This window comes from Gramella jeungdoensis, assembly GCF_023805255.1.
GTDB lineage: Bacteria > Bacteroidota > Bacteroidia > Flavobacteriales > Flavobacteriaceae > Christiangramia > Christiangramia jeungdoensis.
On record NZ_JAMSCK010000001.1, the window covers coordinates 859,405 to 872,422 of the forward strand.

Below are 13,018 nucleotides of genomic sequence, written 5' to 3' on the forward strand. Positions count from 1 at the left end.
TAAATGCAAACAAGAATTGCCTGTATACTCGTTTTTCTTTGCTTTTTTTCATGTAAACCTTATGTGGAAGAAGAAAAGAATGCTCCGGTAGAAACCGATTTCAGCCTCGAAAACCCAGAGGTTAATATGATGGCAGATCCCTTGGGAATTGATCCGGAAGATATCCGTTTTGGCTGGCAATTACAGTCTTCAGGTTTCAATGTGAAACAAAAGGCTTACAGGATTCTTGTTTCAGAAAACGATAATTTTAATCAGGATCTTATCTGGGACAGCGGAAAGGTTCAGACAGATAAAAGTCAGCACCTTGAATATGAAGGGCCGGGGCTGGCTCACGGAAAAGATTATTACTGGAAGGTAGAGGTATGGAATTCTTCAGGTGCTTCTTCCCAAAGTAAAACAGCTCATTTTTTTACGGCTCCCGAAGTTGGAGACCTGGAAGCTAAATGGATAGGTGCGATAAGCAGGGAAGAAAGTAATTTACCTGAAGGCCGAAAGATGCACACCCCAACCTTTAAAAAGGCCAAAAGAGACTCTATTGTCGCGGCCGTGGATACGCTGGCGTACCGTAGTATCATGTTACGCAATGAGTTTGAAACCGAAAAGCAGATAAAGTCTGCCAAAGTATATGTCTCCGGATTGGGTCATTATAAGCTTAGTATTAATGGGGAAAATATCGGTAACAGTGAATTCGCTCCGCTGTGGACAGATTATGATAAAACGCTTTACTATAATATTTATGATGTAACTTCAGAATTACAGAATGGCGAAAATGCCATCGGGGTGATTTTGGGGAATGGAATGTATAATGTCATCGGGGGCAGGTATTCGAAGTTCTTTGTAAGCTTTGGTCCCCCCACGCTTTTCCTTCAGTTAAGACTTACCTACGAGGATGGTTCAAATGAAACGATCACCTCAGATGAAAGCTGGAAATATTCTAAAAGCCCCATAACCTTCAATACCTTGTTTGGTGGGGAGGATTATGATGCGCGGATGGAACAGCCGGGATGGGATAAGCCAGGTTTCAATGAATCTTCCTGGAAAGAGGTGGTGATTCAGGATCCTCCAAAAGGTCAGCTAAGACCACAAACGGCACCAGATATTAAAGTTTCCAGGAACTACGAGGTTCAGGAAGTGAATAAGATAGATGATACTACCTATGTGTTCAATATGGGTCAGAATCTTTCCGGTTTTCCGAAGATCAAGGCAAGAGGTCAAAGAGGAGATAAGATAAGGATCTGGGTTGGGGAAAAACTCCAGGAAGATGGTACTATCGCCCAGGGAGGTTCGGGAAAACCCTACTATTATGAATATACTTTTAAAGGCGATGGAATAGAGGAGTGGCGGCCATATTTCAGTTATTATGGTTTCCAGTATGTGCAGATAGAAGGTGCCGGTTATAAAGAAGAAGGATCTGAGACTAGGCCCGTGATCCTTGATCTGAAATCCTTATTCATTCATAATTCAGCCGGGGAAGCAGGAACTTTTGAAAGTTCAAACGAGATCTTCAACCAGGCACACCAATTGATAAATTCTGCAATAAAAAGCAATTTTCACGGCGTTTTCACAGATTGTCCTCACCGAGAGAAACTAGGCTGGCTGGAAGAAACACATTTGAATGGTCCAGGCCTTTTATATAACTATCATCTGGAAGGCTTTATTCCGAAGGTAATGCAGGATATTGCCGATGCCCAGCGAGAGAATGGGATGATACCCAATATCGCTCCCGAATATATCGTCTTTGGCGGTGATTTTACCGATTCTCCCGAGTGGGGCCTCGCCGGAGTCGTTCTGCCCTGGATGTATTATGAGTACTACGGGGACGCTTCGCTGATAGAGAAGTATTACCCGGTAATGAATCGGTATGTGGACTATCTTTCGTCAACGGCTGATGATCATATCGTATCTCACGGGCTTGGCGACTGGTACGATTACGGTGAACATGCAGCGGGTTATTCCAAGAACAGCCCCATAGCACTCTCGGCCACGAGCCATTATTTTTATGGATCAAAGCTGCTTGCTAAAGCTGCAAGGATGTTAAACAAAACTGGAGATGTTCAAAAATATGAGCGTCTGACTGAAAATATAAGAGACGCATTTAACACGAAATTTTATCATCCTGAGAAAGGCCAGTACGGCACTGGAAGCCAGTTTAGTAATGCCGTGCCGATCTTCATGGGAATTGTGAGGCCTGAAGAGAAGGAAATTGTGATGAAAAGTCTGCTGGATACTATCAAAAAGAATGGCTTCAGGCTTACCACCGGTGATGTGGGGAACAGATACCTGTATCAGACTCTGGCACAAAATGACCAGAACGAGGTAATGTTTAAGATGCAGAATCATTACGACACACCCGGTTACGGATTCCAGATAAAATTCGGGCTAACTACGCTTACCGAGCAGTGGGACCCTCGAAATGGAAATTCCCTGAATCATTTTATGATGGGACAGATTGAAGAATGGTTCTATAAGAGTCTGGGTGGTATCGTTACCGATGAAGCTGATCCAGGCTTCAAACATTTTTTCCTTCAACCCGAAATGGTGGGAGATATGGATTTTGTAAAAGCTTCTTATGAATCCTTATACGGTAAGATTGTTTCCGAATGGCAAAGGAATGAGGAAGAACTCAGTTTTTACTTCGAAATCCCGGCGAACACCAGCGCTACAGTTAAATTACCAGTAAGTGATTTTTCTGAAATAAGAATAAACAATGAGGATTTTACAGATTATAATACTACCGAAAACACCAGTTTTAAACTTGGATCGGGAAAATATTCGGTTAAAGTAAAATTATAATGGCAGAGAGAACAGGAAATATTAAAGGTTTTGGTTTTAAGGTTTTTCATGTTGAGATCCTCCTTTTTCTCTGCCTTTTTTTTCAGATGACGTCTATTGCTTTTGCGCAGAATTCAGATACCAATTACAGGCAGTCGGTTAAGAAAAGCATTGAAAGAATAGAGGAGATCTATGATATTGAAATAAAGGATGACTATAAGCTTCTGGAGGGTAAAGAACTTGATTATGCCGACTGGCGAATAAGGCAGGGCAATCTTGAGGTTTCACTTACTGCGCTGCTGTCGCCTTTTGATCTGATGTACCGCAAAGAATCAGATTCGGTCTACAGCATCCGAAAATTTGACTATCCGCGTCGTACTCCTGACATTGGGAGGGAAAGGTTAGATCACCTCACTCAACTTTATTCCGGTAAAACAGAATGGGAACAAAGAAAGGAGCTCCTGAAATCCTGTATGATAGAAGCTTTGAAACTGGATAAGGCTCCTAAAGTTGAGCAACCTGAAGTAATTATTACCAATAAGAGAAAATATAAGGATTACAGGGTTGAAAATATCGCATTAGAGATTTTGCCTGGTGTGTATGCAACTGGTTCAGTTTACAAACCCATAAAACAAAAAAAGGGAAAAAGCGCGGTAATATTATCTCCGAATGGTCATTTTGGGGATGGGCGGTACCGGGAAAGTGAACAGAAAAGATGTGCAAACCTGGCAAAAATGGGAGCGATCGTGGTGAGCTATGATCTTTTTGGCTGGGGAGAATCTGCCCTACAGTTCCCTTACGAATATCATCGCAGCAGTATTGCACAAACCATACAGGTACTTAACGGAAAGAGATTACTGGATTACCTCTTGAAATTACCGCTAGCCGATCCTTCCAGGGTTGGAATCACAGGTGGTTCTGGTGGTGGCTCTCACAGCCTTTTTCTCACTGCAATCGATGACAAGATAAAGGTTTCGGTGCCCGTGGTGATGGTTTCCTCTTATTTTTCTGGAGGCTGTCCCTGTGAAAGTGGTCAGCCGGTGCATTTATGTGGAAACGGAACCAATAATGCTGAAATTTCTGCTATGGCCGCACCCAGGCCACAGATGATCATTTCTGATGGTCGGGACTGGACACAACATGTGCCGGAACTGGAATTTCCGTTCATCGAAAGAGTGTATTCCTTTTATGATGCAAAAGAAGAAGTGAAAAATGTACACCTTCCGGAAGAAGGCCACGATTATAAGGAATCCAAGCGCTTAGCCATGTATTCCTTTATGGCTGAACACCTGGAACTGAATCTTGATAATATAAGCAACTCTAAAGGGAAAATTTCAGAAGATGTAACGATCGAATCCTTTGATGAGCTGAAGGTTTTTGGTAAGGAAGGAAAAAAACTTCCTGAAGATGCAATTAAAGATATTGAAGAATTATATGCACTGTTCGGTGAAAGCTATGAAAAACATTCGGATGAATAAATATTTTAAAAATATAGGTTTATTAGCATTGTTCCTCTTTACGGTCCTTTCGGGATATGCCCAGCAGGAAAACTATATGAAATTATGGTATGATGCCCCGGCCGAAAACTGGAATGAAGCATTGCCATTAGGAAACGGAAGGCTGGGAGTTATGGTCTTTGGAAATCCTGCTGTAGAAAGGTTGCAGCTAAACGAAGAAACTATCTGGGCCGGTTCACCAAACAGCATAGCTCATGAAAAAGCACTTAAGGCCCTTCCAAAGGTTAGAGAGCTCATCTTTGAGGGGAAATACAAAGAAGCACAGGACCTGGCGACCAGTGATATCAGATCTCAGACCAATAACGGGATGCCATACCAGACTTTTGGGAATGTTTATATTTCATTTCCAGGGCACCAGGATTACACCGATTATTACCGCGATCTCGATATTCAGAATGCCGTGGCTTCGGTTTCCTATAAAGTCGACGGAGTGACATACCATAGACAAATTATTTCCGCTTTTAAGGATGATGTAGTGGCTGTTAAACTTTCCGCAGATAAACCAGGAATGATCACCGCCAACATTTTAATGAATAGTCCGTATGATAAGACCGATCCGGTTAGCAGAGAGGATGTAATTATGCTCGACGGTACTTCCAGCAACCACGAAGGTTTACGTGGAGGTGTCGATTTTGAAGGACGGGTAGCGGTTACAACCAACGGTGGTTCTGCCATTTCTGAAAACGGAAGCATTTCCATCAAAAACGCTGATTCTGCAACGATCTACATTTCCATTGCTACGAATTTTAAAAGTTATAAAGATCTTTCAGAAGATGTTCGTAGGAAAACTATTAGCTTATTAAACGCTGCTCGAAAAAGAGATTTTGAAACGATCAAAAAAGATCATTCCGATTATTATCAGAAATTTTTTAATCGGGTTTCCATGGATTTGGGTAAAACCGAGGCGATTGATCAGCCTACAAACCTGCGAATCAAGAACTTTTCTGAACAGGACGATCCGCAATTAGTCGAGTTATATTTTCAATTTGGAAGGTATCTTCTTATTTCGAGTTCGCAGCCTGGCGGTCAGCCTGCCAATCTGCAGGGAATCTGGAACGATATGCTTTTCCCGCCATGGGAGAGTAAGTATACCATGAATATTAATGCCGAAATGAATTACTGGCCGGCAGAGCTTACCAATTTACCGGAGATGCATGAACCCTTTATTCAGCTTGCAAAGGAAGTGAGTGAAACCGGTAGGGAAGCGGCCAGGATAATGTATGATGCCGATGGTTGGGTGCTTCATCACAATACAGATATCTGGCGCATTACAGGTCCCATAGACAATGCGCACTCAGGCATGTGGCCCAGTGGTGGAGCCTGGTTGATGCAGGATTTGTGGGAGCGCTACAATTATTCGGGCGATAAGGAATATTTAAGTGAGATCTATCCAATTATGAAGGGATCGGCTGAATTCTTTCTGGATTTTATGATCCCGCATCCGGAGTTTGGTTATATGGTTGTGGTCCCCTCCAATTCTCCAGAAAACTCTCATGGCGGTGGTGAAGGCAATGCATCGATCACAGCCGGTGCCACGATGGATCAGCAATTGATGTTCGACCTGTTTACGCATACTGCGGAAGCTGCAGAAATTCTGGATACTGACGAGGATTTTGTTCAGAAACTGAATTCAGCTAAAGAAAAACTCGCGCCAATGCAGATTGGCCGTTATGGCCAGCTTCAGGAATGGTTAAAAGACTGGGACGATCCAGATGACGATCACCGCCATATTTCTCATTTATATGGTTTATTCCCGAGTAACCAGATTTCACCTTTCAGGAATCCTGAATTATTCGAATCAACAAAAGTAGTTCTGGAGCATCGCGGGGATAAATCAACGGGATGGTCTATGGGCTGGAAAGTGAATCTATGGGCCAGATTACTGGAGGGGGATCGCGCCTATAAATTGCTGCAGGATCAGTTAAGTCTGGTAGGCAGCGATGGAGGAGGAAGTTACCCGAATATGCTTGATGCTCACCCGCCGTTCCAGATCGACGGGAATTTTGGAGTTACGGCTGGAATTGCCGAAATGCTCATGCAAAGCCATGAAGGAGCCATTCATCTTTTACCTGCATTGCCAGATGCCTGGGAGCATGGGTCCATAAAAGGCATTAGGGCGAGAGGTGGATTCACTATTGAAAACCTGGAATGGAAAAACAATGAAATTCAGGAGGTGACCATTAAATCAAATCTCGGAGGAAATCTTCGGCTACGTACTGCCTCAAAACTGGACCTGAAAAATTTAGACATAGCCAGGGGAGAGAATCCTAATCCCTTTTTCAAGATCTATCCTATCCAGGACCCTATTGTAAAAGATAAGTCGAAAACAACCCGGCCAGAACTTCCAAAATATTACGAATACGATATTAAAACCGAAAAAGGTAAAACCTATACATTTTATTCAAAGTAAATTTTTATGAATCTGAATTATCTGAAAATATATATACTAATTGCCATCTGCACGATCAATATTTCCTGTGATTCTCAGGATAATAGCGATCAGGAAAATTCCGAGGCTTCAAAATCCTTTATTCTTAAAGCTGAAAATTTTAAGGAATATGTTGACAAGTTCAACAATATGGAAGACGAGAACATCGTCCAGGCCATTCCAAATGACAGTTCCTGGAACTGGATGAAGAAGAATATTCCTTTATTTGAAACTTCTCAGAAAACTTTTGAGGAAATGTATTATTACCGTTGGTGGACCGCCAGAAAGCATATTAAGGAAACCCCTGAAGGTTATGCGATCACCGAGTTTCTGGTAGAAAGATCTTATGCAGATAAATATAATCTGATAAGTTGTGCTTTAAGCCATCACATTCATGAATTCCGCTGGCTTCATAATAAAGATTATATCAACCAGAATGTTCATGTCTGGTTCCGCGGGAATGAGGGGGAAAACATGGAGAAACTGAGATCCTTTAGTAGCTGGACGGCCTCCAGTTTATATGATAAATACCTGGTAGATAAGAACGAGGAATATTTGCTGGATATGTTTCCAGATCTCGTGGAAGAGTATGAGGCCTGGGAAGGCGATCGAAGAAGAGACGACGGACTTTTCTGGCAATATGACGTAAAAGACGGGATGGAAGAATCGCTTAGTGGTGGCCGTCACGTAAAGAATGCACGCCCTACCATAAACAGTTATATGTATGGAAATGCCAAAGCCCTTGCGGAAATGGCACGTATGAAAGGAGATCGAGAACTTGCGGCTAAATTTGATGCAAAAGCCGATACCCTGAAAAAACTGGTGGAGGAAAAGTTATGGAATCCTAAAGACCAGTTCTTTGAAACTTTTACTGAAAATGATACCTGCGCAAATGTTCGCGAAGCCATTGGTTATATCCCATGGTATTTTAATCTCCCCGATGAAAATGCGAAATATAATGAAGCCTGGAAACAGGTGAAGAATGAAGAAGGATTTCTGGCACCTTTTGGTTTAACTACCGCGGAAAGAAGGAGTCCGCGTTTTCGAACCCACGGCACTGGTACATGTGAATGGGATGGAGCCGTCTGGCCGTTTGCTACTTCGCAAACGATGACTGCACTGGCCAATTTCATGAATAATTACGATCAGGAGATTGTTCAGAAAAAAGACTATTATCAGCTTATGGATTTGTACGTTGAATCTCAGTATTACCGCGGCAGGCCATACATTGGTGAGTATCTGGACGAGTCTACCGGTTACTGGCTGATGGGTGACAGGGAAAGAAGCCGCTATTATAATCACTCAACTTTTAATGACCTTGTGATCACTGGGCTTGTTGGTCTAAGACCTAGAGCCGATGAAAAAATAGAAGTTAATCCTCTTATCCCGCAAGATCAGTGGGAATATTTCTGCCTGGACAATGTGTTATATCATGGGGATATCCTCACCATTATCTGGGATAAAACTGGTGAAAAGTATAATAAAGGTAAAGGTTTGAGAATCTTTAGAAATGGTGAAGAGGTCGCTTCATCTGAAAAGCTGGAAAGAATAATTGCTGAGTAAATAAGAGAGAGCATGAAAAGGATTTTAATAGTAATAATGGCCGTTTTCAGTTCAGGACTGGTTTTCGCACAAAGTGGGATAAAATTACAGGAGCTGGAATGTGAAATGCTCGAAAACCCGTTAGGTATAGACGTGGTACAGCCACGTTTAGGTTGGAAAATCAAAACCGAAAAATCCCGGGTGATGCAGGAGGCTTATCACATTATGGTTGCTTCCAGTCTGGAAAAACTGAATAATAATAATGCAGATTTATGGGATACAGGAAAGGTAACCAGCGATCAGTCAATTAATATTAAGTATAAAGGGAAGGAGCTCGACAGTAAGGATAAAGCTTTCTGGAAGGTAAAGGTCTGGACTAATAAAGGCGAAACCGAATGGAGTGAAACGGCGTACTGGACCATGGGGATCCTTACTTATGCTGAATGGAAATCCACCCGATGGATTGGTTACAATCAACTTTTTCCCGGTGAAAGCGTAAGCCAGTTTTCAAGGTTGTCTGCCCGCTATGTCAGGAAAAATATTGATCTGGAAAAACCGGTAAAAGAAGCCAAGATTTACCTGTTGGGAATGGGGCTATATGAACTATACATCAATGGGAACCAGATTGGCGATCAGGTTTTGGCACCAGTTCCAACAGATTATACCAAAAACGTAAAGTACAATGTTTTTGATGTTACCGAAGAACTTTCTGAAGGGAAAAATGTTATAGGTACTATTCTTGGAAATGGACGCTATTTTGCGATGCGGCAGGAATACAAACCCTATAAAATTAAGAGTTTTGGATTTCCGAAAATGGCTTTGCAACTGGTTGTAAAATATGAAGATGGCACTTCTGAAACCATCAAAACTGATGAAAGCTGGAAGTTTACTGCGAACGGTCCTATTCGAGCCAATAATGAATATGATGGGGAAACTTACGACGCACGTATGGAAATCTCTGGATGGAACAGGGTTGGTTTTGACGATTCAGACTGGATGAATTTGATGTGGGTTCAGGAGCCGGGAGGTTTTTATGAGGGACAGATGACTCCTAATATGAAAGTCAAGGATACGGTGATGCCTGTTACCATAGCTACGAAAGATGATGGCTATATCTTGGATATGGGCCAGAACATGGTAGGCTGGTTGCAGATTAAAGTTAATGGTAAACGTGGCGATACAATTAAAATGAAATTTGCCGAATCTTTGAAAGAGGATGGTTCCTTATATACGGCCAACCTTCGGGATGCAAGGGTGACCGATCGGTATATTCTGAACGGAAGCGGCACCGAAGTCTGGGAACCTAAATTTGTATACCACGGCTTCCGTTTTGTAAAAATTACGGGCCTGCAATATGAACCTAAAGTCGAGGATTTTATTGGTAAGGTCGTGTATGACGATATGGAAACGGTAGGTTCTTTTGAATCGTCTAATGAAACAATGAATCAAATTTTTGAAAACGCTTTTTGGGGAATACGCGGTAACTATAAAGGCATGCCCATAGATTGCCCACAGCGTAACGAACGCCAACCATGGTTGGGTGACCGAACGACCGGAGCCTATGGGGAAAGTTTTTTGTTTGACAACCAGACGCTGTATTCCAAATGGCTGGACGATATCAAATACTCCCAGACGTTAGACGGTGGTATTCCAGATGTGGCTCCGGCATTTTGGCGTTATTATGGTGACGGCGTAACCTGGCAGGGCGCCTATATTACGGTAGCAGATATGTTATACCGGCAGTATGGCGATGTTTCCGGAATTAGGAAGCATTATCCCTATATGAAAAAATGGGTCAAATATATGGAGGATAATTACCTGAAAGATAACCTGATGACCAAGGATAAATACGGGGATTGGTGTGTGCCGCCAGAATCTCTGGAAATAATCCGTGCCCAGGACCCTGAACTGTTGACCGATGGAGAAGTACTCGCCAGCGCCTTTTACTATTATCTACTGAATTTAATGGAAAAATTTGCCGGACTCATCGATGCTGAACAACAGGACATAGCTTATTATCAGGATCTTTCTGCTCGGGTGAAAAAAGCTTTTAATGAAAAATATCTTGATAAGTCCAAACTGGTCTATGCAAATAATACTGTGACAGCTAACGTACTTCCATTGGCGTTTGGAATGGTGCCAAAGGAATATGAGCAACAGGTTTTTGAAAATATGACCCATGAGATTGAAGTCAACAAAGACGGTCATATCAGTACCGGAGTGGTGGGTACACAATTTTTAATGCGAACCCTAACGGATTTTGGTCGACCTGATCTCGCCTTTAAACTGGCATCAAACCGAACATATCCCAGTTGGGGTTATATGGTGGAAAACGGAGCAACTACCATCTGGGAATTGTGGAACGGAAACACTGCAGACCCGGAAATGAATTCTCAGAATCACGTAATGTTACTTGGCGATTTAATGATCTGGTATTTTGAAGATATGGCGGGAATTAAATCTGATCCTAAGCATCCGGGTTTCAAAAAAATCCTGATGCAGCCCCATTTTGATACCGGACTGAATTATGTGAATGCCGCCTACGATTCCAGCTATGGGGAAATAAAAAGTCATTGGAGGAAAAAAGGTAAAAACCTGAATTGGGAAGTGATGCTTCCACCAAATACTTCTGCCAAAATCTATCTGCCTGTTTCAAAAGCTTCTGAAGTAAAAGTCAACGGTCAACCGGTTGATGATTTGGCCGAAGAAATTTCGGTTGAAGATGGTCAGCTGGTTTTTGAACTGTTATCGGGTGATTATACAATTAAAACAAACTAAAAGAATTTCTGTAGAAAAGATATGAAAACATACCAAAAATTAGGTAGTCTGCTTTTTTTGATCCTTATGGCATCCTGCCAAAACAATAAAGAAAATCAGGCTAGGAGTAAGGAAATTTCCCTTGAGGACAAAACCTGGAAAGAAGGCATTGTTACTGAAGAATACATTTATAAAACGGCACCTTATCCTTCGGCTCATGCTGCGACCATTGAGGAAACTACTTCGGGAGACTTGATTGCATCCTGGTTTGGTGGAACGCATGAGCGTAATCCTGATGTGGGGATTTGGGTTAGCAAGCGTACTGATGACGGCTGGACAGAAGGTGTCGAAGTCGCCAATGGGGTGATTAACGATACTTTGCGCTATCCCAGCTGGAATCCGGTGCTTTATCAGGTGCCCGATGGAGAATTATTGTTATTCTATAAAGTGGGCCCGCATCCTTCAACATGGTGGGGAATGTTAAAGCGCTCATCTGATGGTGGGGAAACCTGGTCTGAAGCCGAGGAACTTCCGGAAGGCTATTTGGGTCCTATCAAAAACAAACCGGTCCTTCTGAACAACGGAAAACTCATCCTTCCATCGAGTGTGGAAGGCAACGGCTGGAATTTACGAATGGAATCCACTCCAGACTTCGGTAAAACCTGGAATACTACAGACACTATTCCAAGTGGAGAAAAAGATATTCAAGCAATACAGCCAAGTATTCTGGTTCATGAAGACGGTAAACTACAAGCGATAGGCCGTACAAAAAACCGTGCACTTTTCACAACCTGGTCTGAGGATAATGGTGAAACCTGGTCAGGAGTCGATTTACTTTCAATTCCTAATAATAACTCGGGAACAGATGCAGTAACAATGGAAAATGGCAAGCATGCACTTATTTACAACCATGTACTTCCTGCCGGCGATAATTATAAAGATAAACGCTCTCCGCTCAACTTGGCGATCTCAGAAGACGGTATTAACTGGGAGGCAGCCCTGGTTTTGGAGGATTCCAAAATTAGTCAGTATTCTTATCCTGCAATCATACAGGGGTCTGACGGGATGCTTCATGCCGTATATACATGGAGGAGACAACGTATAAAATATGTTAAAATCGATCCTGAAAAACTGGTTACTTTTCCCATTAAAAATGGAGAATGGCCCGGTCCTGTCCAGGAACGCTATAAAATTGGGGTATGCGACTGGATGATCCTAAAAAGGCAGAAACTCAGTGCTTTTGAACTTGCCGAAGAGATTAATGCAGATGGGATAGAACTCGATATGGGAAGCCTGGGCGATCGTGATACTTTTGAGAGCAAGCTGGATGATTCTGAAGAGCGTGCAAAATTTTTAAGTAAATCTGATTCTACCGGGGTGGAAATTTCTTCGATCGCGATGTCAGGTTTTTATGCGCAATCCTTTGCCGAGCGACCTACTGTAAAACAAATGGTGGGCGATTGTATCGAAACAATGAAAAATATGAACGTGCCTGTAGCCTATTTGCCACTTGGCGTTACCAATGACCTCAAGAAATATCCGGAATTGCGACCTGCCATTGTGGAGAGGCTTCGCTGGGCAGGGGAACAGGTTAATGATATTGATGGAGTGATAGCCATTGAAACTTCTTTAAGTGCTTCCGAGGAGAAAGAGTTACTTGAAGAAATTGGTAATAAGAACATTAAAATATCTTTTAATTTTTCAAAAGCTGTTGAAAATGGCTGGGATATTTCCAAGGAATTAAGAACACTGGGTAGGGATAATATTGCGCAGATTCATGCTTCAACCACCGATGGGGTTTGGCTAGAAAACAATGAAGATATCGACCTTCCTAGGATCAAAGAAACTTTGGATAACATGTATTGGAAAGGCTGGTTAATCGTGGAACGCTCCAGGGACACCTCAATGGTTCACGATGTAAAAGCCAATTATGGAGCTAACGTAAAGTATTTAAAGGAAATTTTTCAAGAAAAAGAACAGGAATAGTATTATCTGTATCCAC

At 42.3% G+C, this 13,018-nt stretch carries 6 protein-coding genes; all 6 read left to right on the top strand.

Annotated elements, in window-relative coordinates; translation table 11 throughout:
• The first annotated feature begins 3 nt into the window (after positions 1–3).
• From NE848_RS03840 to NE848_RS03865, 6 genes are read left to right on the top strand one after another with little or no spacing between them, the layout of a single operon-like run.
• Positions 4–2,793 (top strand): glycoside hydrolase family 78 protein, encoded by a 2,790-nt coding sequence (locus tag NE848_RS03840; protein WP_252110889.1) that lies wholly within the window; start codon positions 4–6, stop codon positions 2,791–2,793.
• Complete coding sequence (locus NE848_RS03845; RefSeq protein WP_252110890.1) at positions 2,793–4,250, top strand: alpha/beta hydrolase; 1,458 nt, start codon at positions 2,793–2,795, stop codon at positions 4,248–4,250. The genes NE848_RS03840 and NE848_RS03845 overlap by 1 nt, the downstream gene beginning before the upstream one ends.
• Entirely contained in the window at positions 4,243–6,699 is a 2,457-nt protein-coding gene (locus tag NE848_RS03850) for a glycoside hydrolase family 95 protein (RefSeq protein WP_252110891.1), read from the top strand. The genes NE848_RS03845 and NE848_RS03850 overlap by 8 nt, the downstream gene beginning before the upstream one ends.
• 6 nt (positions 6,700–6,705) lie before the next feature.
• Entirely contained in the window at positions 6,706–8,280 is a 1,575-nt protein-coding gene (locus tag NE848_RS03855; RefSeq protein ID WP_252110892.1) for an MGH1-like glycoside hydrolase domain-containing protein, read from the top strand.
• Between the two features lie 12 nt (positions 8,281–8,292).
• Entirely contained in the window at positions 8,293–11,037 is a 2,745-nt protein-coding gene (locus tag NE848_RS03860) for a glycoside hydrolase family 78 protein (protein WP_252110893.1), read from the top strand.
• Positions 11,038–11,058: 21 nt separating this feature from the next.
• Positions 11,059–13,002 (top strand): exo-alpha-sialidase, encoded by a 1,944-nt coding sequence (locus NE848_RS03865; protein WP_252110894.1) that lies wholly within the window; start codon positions 11,059–11,061, stop codon positions 13,000–13,002.
• Positions 13,003–13,018: the final 16 nt, after the last annotated feature.

Bases quoted from the DNA above. Each gene is read 5' to 3' on its own strand.
- NE848_RS03840 (WP_252110889.1), top strand. From the start codon at position 4: ATGCAAACAAGAATTGCCTGTATACTCGTTTTTCTTTGCTTTTTTTCA.
- NE848_RS03845 (WP_252110890.1), top strand. From the start codon at position 2,793: ATGGCAGAGAGAACAGGAAATATTAAAGGTTTTGGTTTTAAGGTTTTT.
- NE848_RS03850 (WP_252110891.1), top strand. From the start codon at position 4,243: ATGAATAAATATTTTAAAAATATAGGTTTATTAGCATTGTTCCTCTTT.
- NE848_RS03855 (WP_252110892.1), top strand. From the start codon at position 6,706: ATGAATCTGAATTATCTGAAAATATATATACTAATTGCCATCTGCACG.
- NE848_RS03860 (WP_252110893.1), top strand. From the start codon at position 8,293: ATGAAAAGGATTTTAATAGTAATAATGGCCGTTTTCAGTTCAGGACTG.
- NE848_RS03865 (WP_252110894.1), top strand. From the start codon at position 11,059: ATGAAAACATACCAAAAATTAGGTAGTCTGCTTTTTTTGATCCTTATG.